This window comes from Acinetobacter sp. CY79 (assembly GCF_059515845.1).
This window is the reverse complement of sequence record NZ_JCAKMY010000048.1, coordinates 1-14963: the sequence shown is the minus strand read 5'-3', so window position 1 is coordinate 14963 and position 14963 is coordinate 1. Positions and strand designations below refer to the sequence as shown.

Genomic DNA, 14963 nt, shown 5'->3' with positions numbered 1-14963 from the left:
CAGCGCAATAAAATAGAAACGTTATTCAGCCTATTGAAAGGTCAATACAATTTAGTGACGAGTAAAGCACGCAGTGTTCGTGGATTTCTCAGTGGAATTTACGCCTCGTTATGTGCATATCAATTAACCCATCGAAATAAGCCAACAATTCAAATTATTGATTCATCGGCTTAAGCAGGATTCGGGTTATTTATGCTTATTTTTTGAGTGCACATGGCATAGGATTTGCTAATTCTTGTCTAATGTGTTGATCTTGATGCTGCTCTTGCCACTTGAGTGACCGACAATCGATGTATTCACAATAGGCAGATTTACCATTTTCACTATATCCATTGATCTCAACTGTATAGCAATAACTTCCTACATAACCTGCAGCTAAGCCAAATTTGTAATCCCCTCGGCTTTCACCGATGACTCTAATTGTTTTGTGCTCTGTTTTTAAATTCCATTCAAATTCACGTGGTAAATACATTTCATGTCCATTCGGCGTTTTTACCTTTGGATATACACGTAGAACCTTGAAATGAACATTTTCATCAAACATTTCTGATGTGCCCGCGCTTAAATCTCTCAAATACATACGCGATTGAACAATTTGATTGAAGCTATTTCTAATTTGAGCAAGTAAAAGTTGTTTATGGTTGTCTAAGTTAATAATTTGATAGGTGAAAAAATTTAAAGGTAGATAGGGAATATTAATCGCTCTTGCAAACTCGAATGAACCGAGTTGATCAATAATATATCGCTCACCTTTATAGTTAATTTCACCCTGACATCTACACAATAATGACCAATGATCAAATAGACCCAGCTTCAACTTGGTGAAATGCGAAATGATGGGGTAGGTTTCAATCTCCAAATTGACTGATAGCTCATTATCTTCACGTGTCAAATTAAAATGTGGAATCGCTCCAGTTAATCTCTCTTTTGAACCAAAGCTGAATGCATTTGATCTAATCTCACAATCATCTTGAATAGAATAACCATGAAAATGTCCGACCATATGTGGGCTGACACTGGTGATTAACGAAACGCTATCTAAAGGATAGGTTTTAATTGCGTATGGATTACGAATCATGGGGATATTAGGCTGACCAATAATGGTCAAAAAATTAAAATAATGAAGCGGTGCAGGTAAACCAGGAATCATCAATCCTTGATGAATAATTTTATAACGACCTTTAGGTCCGTGGTAATCAAGCTTTAAGGGAAACTGAGCTTGATTCTGTTGTTTGGATTCATCGACTAAATTCATTAACAACTGCATCTCAAGCTCCTTTTATAATAATTTTCTCTATGCGGAATTTTTCCGCGCCATAAATGTAGTCACAAAACCAGATAATGCATAAGCAATCGAAAGCACTAAAATTCCCACCGGAATGTTGTAAGTGATGGCGGCAAATATAAAGACAATAATGGGCAGTACGGCAAACGGTACGCGCTTACGATCTACTGTCTTAAAAGAATAGTACTTAATGTTTGAAATCATCAACAGTCCAACTGCAACAATGAGTACAGCATTGATGACTTGAATACCTGTTTCACGTAAATCAAAAATTTCTGGAAAATCTCGTCCCACCCAAACCATTGAAATAATCATGATCGCAGCCAAAGGACTTGCAACACCAATAAAGTAGCGTTTATCGACCACACCAATTTGCACATTAAAACGGGCTAAACGGAATGCCGCACACGCGGTATAAACAAAACAACATGCCAATCCAATTCGACCGAGATCATGCAAACTCCAGCTATACATTAAAATCGCAGGTGCAACACCGAAAGCCAGCAAATCAGAAAGTGAGTCGTACTGTTCACCAAAAGCACTTTGAGCTCCAATAGCACGAGCCACTCGCCCATCCAAACCATCTAAAAGTGCAGCAAGAAAAATTGCGTAGATGGCTTGAACAAAATCACCATTCATACTCGCGATAATCGAGTAGAAACCTGACAACAACGCAGCGGTTGTAATCAGGTTTGGCCACAAGTAGATTCCACGACGTTTAACCTTTTGCCCTTCTTGGGTATGCTCCTCTTCTTCAACTTCAAACGTGATTCCATCAAATGGAATTTCACGCTTGGAAGAGTCGCTTTCAGGCTTATTTATATTTGTCATTGTCGTCTATCCTAACTGTAACCTTAAAGAATGTTTAAAACTTATTCGCCGACTAACCAGCGCACGGCAGCATGACCACCATTTTCAGTCATACGTAAATGCGGGAATAACCATTGCAATGCTTCATCCGCATCTTGTGAGAACTTCCAAGGTGGATTGATCACCAGCAAAGCACAACCATTTAAGCCAACTGGGGTGTCATCTGGCCATACGCAAATTTCACAAACCAACTGACGGCGAATGCCCGTTTTCATCATTTTCTTTTCAAAACGATCAATCATGGCACGATCTTTAATTGGGTACCACACGGCAAAACAACCTGTCGGCCATTTTTTATGAGCTGCATAAAGCAATTCAACGAGTTGTGGGAAATCCTTACGTTCTAATTCATAAGGCGGATCGATCATCACCAAACCACGTTTTTCTTTTGGTGGAATCACACCCAATAAACCTTCATACGCATCACGCTCATGCAGACCTGCACGGCGATCACGAATATTCATATACAACTGCTGAAATACATCTTTTTGCATTTCAAAAATAGTCGCTTTATCAATATCTCGCATCCCTTCAAGTGCGAACCACGGGGAACCTGGGTAAGCACCTTTACCAGAAGCCTCACGCATATCCTGAACGACTTTTAGATATTGTTTTACACCTTCAGGCGCATTACGGATAATTGAATCGTCAAGCTTTACCAAACGATGAATACCGTTTAAAAATTCACCAGACTTTTGCGCTGCAGATGTAGAGAGATCATATTTACCTGCACCACCATGTGTATCTACATAGCGATAAGGTTTATCTTTAGCGTTTAAACGTGTCAAAAGTTGAAGCAATAACACATGTTTCATGACATCGGCAAAGTTGCCTGCATGGAAATGGTGACGGTAATTCATGTTCAGATTAATTCCTAAGTTCAATCGGTATTTTAGCACGAAAAAAATATTCTTCACTGTCCATCGAATGCTCTAAGATAGACATGAATAATTTTGTATTTAAATTGATGACTTTTATGAACAGTTTTTCTCTGCCAAATACATGGGATATCGATCAAATCATTAAAGATTTTGATCATCAGGGATTTAGTATTTTAGATCACGCCTATCCACAAAATTATGTTCAAGATTTAATCGATGAATGCAGTTCAAATCTAAATCAATTTCGTGAAGCAGCCATTCAAAACGGTATTGTTAGCAATATTCGTAGTGATCATATTTTGTGGATCAATGACGATTTAAAGATGGCTCAATACCATATTCAATCACTTGAAGCCTTGTCTCAGCAATTTAACCGTGCTTTTTATCTCGGGATTAAAGAAGTTGAAGCTCATTTTGCATGTTATAACGCAGGTGAATTTTATGCTTTACATCGAGACAACCCACAAGGCAAAAATGGTCGAATCATTTCTTCAGTCTATTATCTCCATGAAGAGTGGCAAGATGATTGGGGTGGTGAATTACGCTTACAAGATAAAAATGACCACTGGCATACCATTCAGCCAAAACCCAATCGTATTGCATTATTTCAAAGTGATCTTTTACATGAGGTGCTTTTGTCAAAGCAACAACGCTTATCCATCACAGCATGGCTTAGACAAAGTGACGGACTGTTCTAATTGAAGTTAGACGTATTCGCTAAAATAACAACCTAGTTATAGCGTGTCTTAAATATGAGATTGTGTTTATCCTTTAAATTTTAAAATCAATCCCGATATACTCTGCACTGATCACTAAGGTATAGGCTCATGTTAAAAAATACTCAACAAATTGTCGCTCGTATTGGTGAGACAGATCAGTTGTATTTAGAAAACAATACGCCTGAACTTGCCTTGGAGCGCGCTAATTTAAGATTTGAATTGGTTAAATTTAGCCAAGTTCGCCAAGAACAAATTCACTTTTTACAAGAAGGTATTGTTCTACTAGAACAGGCGCGTGTTGAATACGAAGAAATTCCTATGTCACTTTATTTAGATTTATCGCTCGCTTTAGCTCAAGCCTATCTGCAGTATTATGACATTACCCAAGAAAAGCATCTGACTTTAATCGCTCAGCAGATTTTAAAACCGCTTACTTCGCATAATCGTGGTGACATCTTACTGTCACTTGCACATAGTTGTGCGGAAAAGAAAGAACTGGCATTAACACGTCATTGGCTGGCCAAATACAGTAAAACTGCTGACTTCGATTTGGAAACTTTAAAAAATCATCGTGCCTTTGATTCACTTAAAGAGGAACTTTGGTTTTCTAAACTTATTCAATCTAAGCTACATTAAACTTTAGTTCTGTTGAATATCAGAAATAGCTCGACCCATAAAAAAACGCCTTAAACAAGGCGTTTTTTTATGATTAAAGAAAAGTTAAAACTTAGATTCAAATGAAACAAATGTTCTCCTCCCTTTACGACCAATGAAATAAAAAAGCAAAATTTTAAAAAAATAAGAAACTCACTTAAATTCTGAAAATCAAACCACTTTGATTCGATATGAATCCATATGTAATTGTTGATTCAGCTCATCAATCCATAATGCCCAATCATCATCTTGAACCAAATGACTGATGAGAAAATCTCGCTGAGACTTATTCCAAAATGGCGCATCATGCAAATTTTCTGAAGCTTTAAGTTGATGTGTCCGTACATATAACTCAATTGCAGCAGCACTATTGGCTAAACCCAACTGAGAAAATAAAAGCTCCAATGAAGGTTTAGGTGACATATTTCTAGACATATCCATTTGGCCTCCTTATCAAACTCTCTGTCATGCTTTATTCAAATAACTTATAAGATTTTTATAAAAAAACCTAGCATTAAAACTAGGTTTGTTGTTTCTAATTGTGACTAAATTTTACATAGACTCATCAAGAATTAAGGCAGCTTTTTTATATTGTGGTTGAGCAGTTCATTTAGGGTATCGACAACGATGGCCCAATCATCATCCTTTTGCCAATGACTGGATAAAAAATTGCGTTGTGAATCCGTCCAAAAATCAGCTTCATGCATCATTACACCTTCAGGTAGCTGATGTTTTAACACAAATTCATCGATTGAAGCTGAATCTGAAGGAAGCCCCAATTGATCAAAAAGCAATTCCAAAGTCGGGTGTTGATCAAACATTTTATTCTCCAATAAAATTCTATTTATTCGTTTCTTAACCATAGCGTTGTTAAAAAATAAGTTCAGCTATATTCAATTATCAGCATGTTAAGTTTTGTAGAGCGCTCAGCATTAACGATTTTATAGACATAAAAAAAGCACCTCAGATGAGATGCTTTTTCAACTTAATTTATCAGATTAAATTATTTAACCATGTCTGCAATTGCAGCACGTTCTTCTTCTAACTCATTAAGCGTGAAGTTGATACGCTCACGGCTGAATTCGTCGATTTCAAGACCTTGAACGATTTTGTATTCACCGTTTTCACAAGTAACAGGGAAACCGAACATTACGCCTTCTGGAATACCATAAGAACCATCTGAAGGAATACCCATCGTTACCCATTCGCCGTTTGTGCCAAGAGCCCAATCACGCATATGGTCGATTGCAGCGTTAGCAGCAGAAGCAGCAGAAGACAAACCACGCGCTTCGATAATCGCAGCACCACGTTTACCAACAGTCGGAAGGAACGTATTTGCATTCCATTCTTGATCGTTGATCATGTCTTTTACGCTTTCGCCATTGATTGTCGCGAAACGGTAGTCAGCATACATTGTTGGAGAGTGGTTACCCCAAACTGTAAGGTTTTTAATGTCTTTAACCGCTTTACCCGTTTTTGCAGCAATTTGAGATGCAGCGCGGTTGTGGTCAAGACGCAACATTGCTGTAAAGTTTTTCGCTGGAAGATCTGGAGCAGATTTCATTGCGATGTAAGCGTTAGTGTTTGCAGGGTTACCTACAACAAGTACTTTAACGTCACGGCTAGCAACTTCGTTCAATGCTTGGCCTTGACCGATGAAGATCTCACCATTCACTTTAAGAAGATCAGCACGTTCCATACCTGGACCACGTGGACGTGAACCAACCAATAGAGCATAGTCAGCATCTTTGAATGCAACTTTAGGATCATCAGTACCAACCATACCTTCTAAAAGAGGGAATGCACAGTCTTGAAGTTCCATCATCACGCCTTTAAGCGCTTGTTGAGCTTTCTCAAAAGGAACTTCGAGCAATTGCAAAATAACTGGTTGATCTTTACCTAACATCTCGCCACTTGCGATACGGAATAATAGGCTGTAACCAATTTGACCTGCTGCGCCAGTTACGGCAACACGAACTGCTTGCTTCATCTAATTATCTCCAATTGAGGATCTTCAATGTGATTAAACCGTTAGTATTTAATCTAATAATCATAAACGCGGAAGATTGTACTCCAATCATTCCATGGATGCATCGAAAAGCGCATAAAATTCAACAAAAGTCTGATAGAAAATATAAATAGATAGCTAAAAATAGATCAGTAAGATCCCTGAATCATGAACGTTTTTGGACAATCTAAAGTTTGGCTATTGCTACATTGCTTATACTGACCATTCACTTTGTAACACACTTGAATATTCGTCAAAACTACCTGTCTTTTGGAATTAGTAGCACAACTGAACTGAATACTGTCTTTTTGTAGTTTAGGATTGAGTCGATAAAACTGACTTTTCAAGGTGCTTTGCTGAACGGTTTTATTATCCACGCCAGTAAGATCATCTGGAATTTTAAGATTCTGTGCTTTATTAATAATGTCTCTAAAATATTGACTCGCATTCATGGGTACACACCCTCCGATACTACGCCACAAGTTCATTCGTGCGTTTTCATCTGGCATGACACGTGCCACAACCTTAGTTTGTATAGGTGACAATTTTGCAGAAGAAGAAGTCGTACAATTACGCTGTGGAGTTTCAGGTAATAACCCTGTAATTGTGAGTGAATAGCCTTCCAAGCATTTACGTTGCTTAACTTTAGTTTTATCAATCGAACAAATCGCAGGTGTCATTTGGATATGCATGACATAGCCTTGCAGACCTTTGGAAGATGCTAATGCCTGAAATGAAGTTACAGAGCTTCCGACACCGACTAAAATCAGTGATTGAATCAATTTGCGACTGGTTCGGAAGCTGAATCTTTTCATAAATTGAAACATGCCTAAGCAACGTTGATCGGACTTTATTTGATCGCTATGTCAATAACGATTGAAACTACTCTATACAAATCATCACTAACTATTGTGAACTACGAACAGGAATCGGGGGCATACGACTTTCAATGGCTTGCGGTCCTTGCCCCAGTAAAACACCATAATGTGCAGCATTAGCCATCACTTTTTTGACATAGTCTCGTGTTTCATTTAATGGAATGGATTCTGTATATTGATCTGCTGCAATGGATTGAAATTCAGGTTGCCAACGGCGTGCTCGATTGGGTCCTGCATTATACCCTGCTGTTGCCAATACAGGACTATCACTCAATTGACTCTGAATCATTGAAAGGTAGTATGTTCCGTAACGAATATTGGTATTCATATCTGAGAGTGCAGCAGGGTTGTAGGTCTCACCCATTTTACGAGCGACTAAGCGTGCAGTATCGGGCATGATCTGCATCAAGCCACCTGCTCCAACATGGGATCGAGCATTGGTAACAAAGCGACTCTCTTGACGCATCAAACCATAGGCCCATGATGGATCAATACCCGCATTTCGGCTATGACTCACCACAGTACTTTGATGGGGTGTTGGATAACGATACGAATAATTGTGTTTATTCGTCGTACGCTCTGCGGCATAAATCGCTCGATCATGCCACCCCATTTCAGTGGCTCGTTTTGCTGCAGCTAAAATCAAACCATCATCTTGTTTTAAATACGCCTGACGAACAGCCCAATTCCACTCTCGGTTGGTATAAGTATCATTGGCATTAATATTTTTTAATGCAAAAGCTCGGCGGAAATGAATATCTTGATTCAAACGTTGCATATCATTTGCAGAGGGTTGTGAACGGTCTTGTGCTTCGTTATAACGAATACCCAAATGATCCTTGGCCAATAAATGATGATATTCATCACCCGCCGCTGCTAAACGTTGATAAATTTGTTTGGCTGTTTGCTTAGAAGCATTGTCAGCTTTTTTCTCTGAAGCACGAGCAAGCCAATATTGCCAACGATCCTCTTGCTGTTGACTCACACTCATACTATCTATGGCACGAATCACACTTTCCCAACTTCCAAAGCGTACAGCTTGTCTTGCATAAATTTCAGCTTCTTCTGGTGTAAATGGTACGCCATAGCTTGCATCAAATAAATTCAGCACTTCACGGTTGAAGTTATTCTTCATCACCGTAGTCCCACCAATATATCCGACAGTACGATTTAAATACTTTTGCACATCTGCTGGAACACCTTGTAAGGCTTTCGGTAAAGTTTGAATCGCTGAAGTTAAGTCATTATTTGCTACTCGACCTAAGGCAAAGACTAGATAGGCATGATCAGCGGCGTTATTTTTCGGTGCTGCCCACAAGTAATTTAAAGGGTCAGCTTGAATTTGATTCAACTGTGCGAGCGATAACGATACGCCAAGCGTTTGCGCAGTCGCAATTGCCTGACCTGATTGTCCTGCACGAAGTAGCGCATACAGACGCTGCTGACGATCAACATTGGTCAATAATGGACTAGACAGCATCATGCGTCCCAAGCCTTGACATGACTCAGGCTGAGATTCAGTTTTTAGCCATACATCTTTATATTCAGCAAAAACGAGTGAATCCCCTGTTTTCGCTCTGACTTGAGCAATGGCACAGTTCTCTGCTTGATCGGCATTGGAAATGTATTGGAGAATGGGTTGGGCACTATTAAAATCCGCTTGTTTTACTTTTTCTTCCACATAATCAGCGGATAGCTTTTCCGCCATTGCAGATTGCGGATAGCGTTGAGCGAAGCTCGAAATACTATTGGGATTTTGAAATGCTAAATTTGCATTGAGTTGCCAATATTCTGGGTAATATCCCAAGGCATCATTCTGCATTGAACTACGATATTGTTCGAGTGCAGAAATATTTCCTGAATTTGCCAAACGCAGTGCATCATTAAATTGCTCTTCAGCAGCTTGTAGAGCCGTCACGCTTGATAAAGCCAACAAGCCCATCAAATAAGAATTTAAATGCTTATACTTTAATATTTTTTTTGACACGCTTTCACTCTCAATTCGGATCTTTCTTTGATGATCAGGTTTTGGCTTGGATTTTCACTTATTTCAAACGCATTACGATCTTTTGGAATAGTTTAATAACTCTTGAAGCATTGTACTGTTGTGTTATGTAAACTGCTGATTCAGCTATATTAATTTAAACCATTTTTTACACAATAAGCAGCTTGCATGAAGAAACAATTATTTTTTCATGCACCTACTGATAAATGCTGTAAAATACTGCGCTTTTGTTGAATCCCGCTTTTGTCGAATCCTAAGTTCCTAGGTTCAACATGATGTAGAATTAACTATCCCTAATATAGGAAATACGCCTTCATGACGGTTCAAACCTTCATCCCCAATAGTGCCCAAGCTGCCTCAGAAAACACTGTTACCCAGCCACAGCACACCCCAGCCATCGATGGTTCAGTTAAAAAACTGTATATCGAAACGCAAGGGTGTCAGATGAATGAGTATGACAGTCACCGTATGGCAGATTTGTTAGGCGATTCGCATGGTTATGTGCTAACCACTGACCCAAAAGAAGCTGACATCTTGCTCATGAATACCTGTTCAATTCGTGAAAAAGCACAAGAAAAAGTATTCTCTGAACTGGGTCGTTGGCGCAAATTGAAAGAAAAAAATCCTGATCTCGTGATTGGGGTCGGTGGTTGTGTAGCCTCTCAAGAAGGTGACAACATTCAAAAACGCGCACCTTATGTCGATATGGTTTTTGGTCCACAGACCTTGCATCGCTTGCCACAGATGCTAGATCAACACAGCGATCAGATTGAAAAACCGAAAAAAGAAAAAATCAAATTGGTGGATATTTCATTCCCAGATATCGAAAAATTTGATTTTTTGCCTGAACCCCGCGTAGAAGGCTTTAAAGCCTTTGTTTCGATTATGGAAGGCTGTTCAAAATATTGTTCATTCTGTGTTGTGCCCTACACACGCGGTGAAGAAGTTTCTCGTCCTTTAGACGATGTGTTGGCTGAGATTGCAGGACTCGCCGAAAAAGGCGTTCGTGAAATTTCATTACTCGGTCAAAACGTGAATGGCTACCGTGGTGAAACCTTTGAAGGTGAAATTTGCACCTTTGCCGATTTACTTCGCATGGTTGCAGAAATTCCAGGCATTGGTCGCTTACGCTATACCACTTCACATCCGCTCGAATTTAACGATGATTTGATCCAATGCTATCGTGATTTACCACAAATGGTTTCACATTTACATTTGCCAGTTCAGAGTGGCTCAAATGATGTCCTGAAAGGCATGAAACGTAATCATACGATTGATGTATATATTGACAAAATTGCCAAACTGCGTAAAGCACGTCCAGATATGCATTTGTCTTCAGACTTTATTATTGGTTTCCCAGGTGAGACCGATGAGAACTTTGAAGAAACATTCCAGTTCATTCAAGATTTAGATTTCGATCATTCTTATAGTTTTATCTACTCTAAACGTCCGGGTACGCCTGCTTCTGAGTTAGAAGACACAACACCTGAAGAAGTGAAAAAGGAGCGTTTGGCTAGAGTCCAAAAATGGATCAAACGTTCTAGTATTGATAAAACAGATGCGATGCTCGGTACGATTCAACGTGTCTTGATTGAAAAAATTTCTGACAAAGATCCAAACTTATTGGTCGGTACGGCGGACAATACACGTTATGTCACATTTATCGGTGATGCATCATGGGTGGGACGCTTTGCAGAGATTGAGATTACCGAGATTAAAACCTTGAATTTAGTTTACGGTGAACTCTTGAATCTTGAACCCGACGTGGCGTAATGTAAGGGTATCGGTTTACCTGACACAAAAGGATATCTCTTGACTGCAGCGATTCGACGTACAGTGGCTTTTCCCGGAGTTTCAATGGAGCGTTTAAAAAGCATGCTCGGTGCTTATAACGGACATTTGAAGCAAATCGAACAACGTTTAGATGTCAAAATTGCCCAACGTGGAGATAGTTTCTATATCGACGGTGGCATTGATGAAGTTGAGAGAGCTGAGATTTTGTTGCAGCGACTGCATGAAGAAGCAGAAACTTCATCTCAAATCAGTGCAGATGTGATTCATCTGATGATTCAAGGTAGCCAGACTGATCGTGAGCTTCAGGAAGATTTTTCTGACAACGAACACAGTGGCTTGGATGAAGTTTGGCTTCAGACTCGCAAAGGTCGAATTAACCCGCGTGGTGCCAATCAAAAACGTTACGTTCAGCGTATTTTACAAAGTGATATTTCGTTTGGTATTGGTCCCGCAGGTACAGGTAAGACCTATCTTGCGGTAGCCGCTGCTGTAGACATGCTTGAACGCAATGAAATTCAACGTATCCTTTTGGTTCGACCTGCTGTTGAAGCCGGTGAAAAACTGGGTTTCTTACCGGGTGATTTAAGTCAAAAAATTGATCCTTATTTACGTCCTTTGTACGATGCCTTGTATGAAATGCTCGGCTTCGAAAAAGTCGCAAAACTGATTGAACGTCAGATTATTGAAGTTGCACCACTCGCCTATATGCGTGGTCGTACACTCAATCATTCGTTCGTTATTTTGGATGAAGCACAGAACACCACGCCTGAACAAATGAAAATGTTCCTCACCCGTTTAGGTTTTGGTTCACGTGCAGTCATCACAGGTGATGTGACTCAAGTCGATTTACCCCGTGGTCAACAGTCTGGTTTAGCGCATTGTTTGCGTGTACTGGAAAATGTAAAAGAAATTCACATTACGCGTTTTCATTCCCGTGATGTGGTTCGTCATCAGTTGGTACAAAAAATTGTTGAAGCCTATGAAGGCTGGGACAGTGAACAAAATCGCTTAACCGCTTCAGCTCGCGCTGAACGCAAAGCATTGCAAGCCGCTTTAATCTCCGAAAATGACTCTGCTGCCGATGCCCAGCATCAGCAAGAGACACCAACCCTTCCTCAGGAAAATGTTTAAGGACAAGTCTTGAAACTTAGCCTATCGTTACAACAATCGTTTGAAGCATCTGAATTGGTGCTCAAACGCGCTTATGTTAAAAAAATTATTGAAACCACTTTACGCCACATCGACACACAAAGTAATTGTGAAGTGGGGATTGCCTGTGTGGATAATGAAGCAAGTCATAAACTCAATTTGGAATATCGTGGCAAGGACAAGCCTACCAATGTGTTGTCTTTCCCCAGTGAGCTTCCCGATGAAATGGCGGCAGTGTTAGACTCTTTTCCACTCGGTGATCTGGTGATTTGTATTCCTGTCGTATTACAAGAAGCGAAAGAACAAGGCAAAGTTCCTCTGACTCACTTCACCCATATGCTGGTACATGGCACGTTGCATTTAATGGGATACGATCATGAAACCTCGGATGAAGATGCTGAAGAGATGGAAGCTTTAGAAATTGAGATTTTAGCCAAGCTCGGTTTTGACAATCCATACACCATTCAAGAAGGTTAGAATCTGATTCGTCAGGAAATCCAATGGGGATTTCCTGATTATTTTTTAAGAATACTCAAGAAATTAAAAAACACTCAATAAATTTTTTCATCATCCATATTCTAAAATTTCATTGTTGTAAATTGATATTGCCTACAACATTCAGAATCATCTTCAGAAACTGACAAATTTATCCATTTAAAAAACTGAACACGTTCAAAACTCAACTATCCAGCTCTAGTAGATTTACCTATACTTTAATTCACAGTAGATACAGCCAATAATAAAGACATGATGTTTGATCGCCTATTGACCGAGTTTTTAGAAGCCCTAAGACGCAGTATCTTTCTGAGCATCGGTGCGCCAGAAAATCATGATTTGAATTGGGATGTTTTGGCAGCCAAGCTTCTTAGTAAATTGGTCATCAGTATTGTCCTCATTGCTTTATTTTGGCTGCTTAGTCGTGGACTACGTAGATTGATTCAATCTATCTCAAAACGCTTTAGCGTGAATCCGATCATTACCAATGTAATCAATAACTCAATTCATTTCTTTTGGTTATTGGCATCGAGTATTACCGTTCTTTCTCAATTTGGCTTGTCAGAAAAATATCTACAAGCGCTATCTAGAGCTGCAATTGTTTCGTTGATTTTCTATGTCATTTGGATGCTATTTACCAAGCTGACCATGCGCTTTTTGGATCGTTTTTATATCGATGACTCACTGAAGCAGCTACTTCGAAACATCATATCGGTATTACTGGTGATCTTTGGTATCGCAGCAATCATGGCGCAGTTTGGTTTTAATATTATTTCGATCATGGCAGGTCTAGGGATTGTCGGGATTGCTGTCAGTTTCGCTGCACAGTCCACGCTGTCTAATTTTATTGCGGGGATTACGATTCTGATCGAACGCCCTTTTCACATTGGTGATTGGGTACGCATCAATAAGTTTGAAGGGAAAATCACGCAAATTTTACTGCGAACCACGCATATTCGAAATCGAGATAACCTCCTTATCATTATTCCCAACTCAACGGTTGCTAATGCTGAAGTCACCAATTTAACCGCCCACGAACGGATGCGATTTGAGAGCTATTGCCGTATTTCATTACAAGAAGATGTAGAGAAAGCACGCCAAGCGATTTTAGCGCGTTTGGATTTAGAGGATGAGTATTTAAAAATACCTGCGCCGAGTGTGGATGTCAGTCAGTTTGCAGAGTCTGGAATTGTTCTCATTGTGCGATATTGGCTTGAACCTTATCAAATGGAACGTTTGCCACGTATTCAAGAGAAACTTCTCGAACACGTGAAAGAAGCACTGCGAGATGCTGAAATTGATGTTCCTTTCCCACATCTCAAATTATTAACGGATCGATCTAAAGATGAGAATAAATAATGGCTAATTCTGTACGATACATTGTGATTTTTAAAGCCAAAATAAAAGCCGTAGATTCGAATTATTTTCAAATGGCTCAGAGTTTAAGAAATAAGGCTTTAAGCCAATTTAATTGTCAAAAATTTGAATCAATCTCCGAAAATAACTTTGAGATTGCTTTGTCTTATTGGAATTCCCTTGAGGATATTCATGCTTGGCACTTAAATACTGAACACCAGATTGCTCAAAATACTGGAAAAGAAAGATGGTATGAAAGTTTCAGTGTAGAGATTTGTGAGATTACACGAGCTTATTCATCAGGTCGTCAACAACGGTATAATCACGCTGGATAATCCAATCAATATAGCTCTAAAAACAACACCAATCAAAATAGCAATAAACCACTCTTTTTGACTAAAACGCAAATAATGCCCACCACATTGATTTTCTAATTTTTCAACTTGCTTACGTACCCATAAAAAGTACCACAAAATTAGATACCAAAATGAAAACCCATTGGTTAACCCTGTATTGTTTGGAAATTGAATCATACAGAAAACCGAAAGTATCCAAATTGCAAAACCAGCAATTATCCAATTTCTTGCCTTTGATTGAGATTCCAAATCATTTAATTATTTAACCCGAATCCTGCTTAAGCCGATGAATCAATAATTTGAATTGTTGGCTTATTTCGATGGGTTAATTGATATGCACATAACGAGGCGTAAATTCCACTGAGAAATCCACGAACACTGCGTGCTTTACTTGTCACTAAATTGTATTGACCTTTCAACAAACTGAATAATGTTTCTATCTTATTGCGTTGTTTTAAGTGATATTCATCTGGCACACTGAGCTCAACAGACCGCATGTTCTTCCGATGATAA

At 39.2% G+C, this 14963-nt stretch carries 16 protein-coding genes and 2 pseudogenes; 8 read left to right on the top strand and 10 right to left on the bottom strand.

Features of this window, described 5'->3' with window-relative positions:
- Nucleotides 1-174, top strand: a pseudogene (locus tag AC5YCE_RS14780) (IS982 family transposase); the annotation flags it as partial.
- Nucleotides 175-196: 22 nt separating this feature from the next.
- On the opposite strand, the gene AC5YCE_RS14775 reads toward AC5YCE_RS14780, so the two are convergent.
- From AC5YCE_RS14775 to AC5YCE_RS14765, 3 genes are read right to left on the bottom strand one after another with little or no spacing between them, the layout of a single operon-like run.
- Nucleotides 197-1267 (bottom strand): DUF6670 family protein, encoded by a 1071-nt coding sequence (locus tag AC5YCE_RS14775; RefSeq protein ID WP_496172541.1) that lies wholly within the window; start codon nucleotides 1265-1267, stop codon nucleotides 197-199.
- Nucleotides 1268-1294: 27 nt separating this feature from the next.
- Nucleotides 1295-2116 carry a CDP-diacylglycerol--serine O-phosphatidyltransferase gene (pssA, locus tag AC5YCE_RS14770; RefSeq protein WP_496124801.1) on the bottom strand — a complete coding sequence of 274 codons (822 nt, stop codon included), beginning with the start codon at nucleotides 2114-2116 and terminating at the stop codon, nucleotides 1295-1297.
- A 41-nt stretch (nucleotides 2117-2157) separates the two neighbouring features.
- Nucleotides 2158-3015 carry a 23S rRNA (adenine(2030)-N(6))-methyltransferase RlmJ gene (locus AC5YCE_RS14765; protein WP_496124800.1) on the bottom strand — a complete coding sequence of 286 codons (858 nt, stop codon included), beginning with the start codon at nucleotides 3013-3015 and terminating at the stop codon, nucleotides 2158-2160.
- A 116-nt stretch (nucleotides 3016-3131) separates the two neighbouring features.
- On the opposite strand from AC5YCE_RS14765, the gene AC5YCE_RS14760 reads away from it, so the two are divergent.
- Together AC5YCE_RS14760 and AC5YCE_RS14755 are read left to right on the top strand one after the other, a co-directional pair.
- On the top strand, nucleotides 3132-3734 hold the full coding sequence (locus AC5YCE_RS14760) for a 2OG-Fe(II) oxygenase (protein WP_496172540.1): 603 nt from the start codon (nucleotides 3132-3134) through the stop codon (nucleotides 3732-3734).
- Nucleotides 3735-3863: 129 nt separating this feature from the next.
- Complete coding sequence (locus AC5YCE_RS14755; protein WP_496124798.1) at nucleotides 3864-4391, top strand: hypothetical protein; 528 nt, start codon at nucleotides 3864-3866, stop codon at nucleotides 4389-4391.
- A gap of 189 nt (nucleotides 4392-4580) precedes the next feature.
- On the opposite strand, the gene AC5YCE_RS14750 is transcribed toward AC5YCE_RS14755, so the two are convergent.
- The 5 genes from AC5YCE_RS14750 to AC5YCE_RS14730 form a co-directional block, all read right to left on the bottom strand.
- Nucleotides 4581-4832, bottom strand: a complete 252-nt coding sequence (locus AC5YCE_RS14750; RefSeq protein WP_496124814.1) for a DUF2789 family protein — start codon at nucleotides 4830-4832, stop codon at nucleotides 4581-4583.
- A 149-nt stretch (nucleotides 4833-4981) separates the two neighbouring features.
- On the bottom strand, nucleotides 4982-5230 hold the full coding sequence (locus tag AC5YCE_RS14745) for a DUF2789 domain-containing protein (protein WP_496172539.1): 249 nt from the start codon (nucleotides 5228-5230) through the stop codon (nucleotides 4982-4984).
- 182 nt (nucleotides 5231-5412) lie between these two features.
- Nucleotides 5413-6399: a malate dehydrogenase gene (locus tag AC5YCE_RS14740; protein ID WP_496172538.1), complete on the bottom strand. Its 987-nt coding sequence runs from the start codon at nucleotides 6397-6399 to the stop codon at nucleotides 5413-5415.
- 167 nt (nucleotides 6400-6566) lie between these two features.
- A complete protein-coding gene (locus tag AC5YCE_RS14735) occupies nucleotides 6567-7232 on the bottom strand; it encodes a ribonuclease T2 family protein (RefSeq protein ID WP_496124795.1) in 666 nt (221 codons plus the stop codon).
- Nucleotides 7233-7323: 91 nt separating this feature from the next.
- Nucleotides 7324-9237, bottom strand: a complete 1914-nt coding sequence (locus AC5YCE_RS14730) for a lytic transglycosylase domain-containing protein (RefSeq protein ID WP_496172542.1) — start codon at nucleotides 9235-9237, stop codon at nucleotides 7324-7326.
- A gap of 378 nt (nucleotides 9238-9615) precedes the next feature.
- On the opposite strand from AC5YCE_RS14730, the gene miaB reads away from it, so the two are divergent.
- From miaB to AC5YCE_RS14705, 5 genes are all read left to right on the top strand, one after another.
- Entirely contained in the window at nucleotides 9616-11073 is a 1458-nt protein-coding gene (gene miaB / locus AC5YCE_RS14725) for a tRNA (N6-isopentenyl adenosine(37)-C2)-methylthiotransferase MiaB (RefSeq protein WP_496124794.1), read from the top strand.
- Between the two features lie 39 nt (nucleotides 11074-11112).
- Nucleotides 11113-12225: a PhoH family protein gene (locus tag AC5YCE_RS14720; protein WP_496124793.1), complete on the top strand. Its 1113-nt coding sequence runs from the start codon at nucleotides 11113-11115 to the stop codon at nucleotides 12223-12225.
- Between the two features lie 9 nt (nucleotides 12226-12234).
- Nucleotides 12235-12720, top strand: coding sequence for an rRNA maturation RNase YbeY (gene ybeY, locus AC5YCE_RS14715; protein WP_496172537.1), 486 nt, complete (start codon nucleotides 12235-12237; stop codon nucleotides 12718-12720).
- Nucleotides 12721-12990: 270 nt separating this feature from the next.
- Entirely contained in the window at nucleotides 12991-14097 is a 1107-nt protein-coding gene (locus AC5YCE_RS14710; protein WP_496124791.1) for a mechanosensitive ion channel family protein, read from the top strand.
- Nucleotides 14097-14429 (top strand): antibiotic biosynthesis monooxygenase family protein, encoded by a 333-nt coding sequence (locus AC5YCE_RS14705; protein WP_496172536.1) that lies wholly within the window; start codon nucleotides 14097-14099, stop codon nucleotides 14427-14429. The genes AC5YCE_RS14710 and AC5YCE_RS14705 overlap by 1 nt, the downstream gene beginning before the upstream one ends.
- Here AC5YCE_RS14705 and AC5YCE_RS14700 read toward each other — a convergent pair.
- Both AC5YCE_RS14700 and AC5YCE_RS14695 read right to left on the bottom strand, forming a co-directional pair.
- Nucleotides 14394-14627 (bottom strand): hypothetical protein, encoded by a 234-nt coding sequence (locus AC5YCE_RS14700; protein ID WP_496172535.1) that lies wholly within the window; start codon nucleotides 14625-14627, stop codon nucleotides 14394-14396. The genes AC5YCE_RS14705 and AC5YCE_RS14700 overlap by 36 nt on opposite strands.
- A 101-nt stretch (nucleotides 14628-14728) precedes the next feature.
- A pseudogene (locus AC5YCE_RS14695) lies at nucleotides 14729-14963 on the bottom strand (IS982 family transposase); the annotation flags it as partial.

Bases quoted from the DNA above. Each gene is read 5' to 3' on its own strand.
- AC5YCE_RS14775 (WP_496172541.1), bottom strand. From the start codon at position 1,267: ATGCAGTTGTTAATGAATTTAGTCGATGAATCCAAACAACAGAATCAA.
- pssA (WP_496124801.1), bottom strand. From the start codon at position 2,116: ATGACAAATATAAATAAGCCTGAAAGCGACTCTTCCAAGCGTGAAATT.
- AC5YCE_RS14765 (WP_496124800.1), bottom strand. From the start codon at position 3,015: ATGAATTACCGTCACCATTTCCATGCAGGCAACTTTGCCGATGTCATG.
- AC5YCE_RS14760 (WP_496172540.1), top strand. From the start codon at position 3,132: ATGAACAGTTTTTCTCTGCCAAATACATGGGATATCGATCAAATCATT.
- AC5YCE_RS14755 (WP_496124798.1), top strand. From the start codon at position 3,864: ATGTTAAAAAATACTCAACAAATTGTCGCTCGTATTGGTGAGACAGAT.
- AC5YCE_RS14750 (WP_496124814.1), bottom strand. From the start codon at position 4,832: ATGTCACCTAAACCTTCATTGGAGCTTTTATTTTCTCAGTTGGGTTTA.
- AC5YCE_RS14745 (WP_496172539.1), bottom strand. From the start codon at position 5,230: ATGTTTGATCAACACCCGACTTTGGAATTGCTTTTTGATCAATTGGGG.
- AC5YCE_RS14740 (WP_496172538.1), bottom strand. From the start codon at position 6,399: ATGAAGCAAGCAGTTCGTGTTGCCGTAACTGGCGCAGCAGGTCAAATT.
- AC5YCE_RS14735 (WP_496124795.1), bottom strand. From the start codon at position 7,232: ATGAAAAGATTCAGCTTCCGAACCAGTCGCAAATTGATTCAATCACTG.
- AC5YCE_RS14730 (WP_496172542.1), bottom strand. From the start codon at position 9,237: ATGGGCTTGTTGGCTTTATCAAGCGTGACGGCTCTACAAGCTGCTGAA.
- miaB (WP_496124794.1), top strand. From the start codon at position 9,616: ATGACGGTTCAAACCTTCATCCCCAATAGTGCCCAAGCTGCCTCAGAA.
- AC5YCE_RS14710 (WP_496124791.1), top strand. From the start codon at position 12,991: ATGATGTTTGATCGCCTATTGACCGAGTTTTTAGAAGCCCTAAGACGC.
- AC5YCE_RS14705 (WP_496172536.1), top strand. From the start codon at position 14,097: ATGGCTAATTCTGTACGATACATTGTGATTTTTAAAGCCAAAATAAAA.
- AC5YCE_RS14700 (WP_496172535.1), bottom strand. From the start codon at position 14,627: ATGATTCAATTTCCAAACAATACAGGGTTAACCAATGGGTTTTCATTT.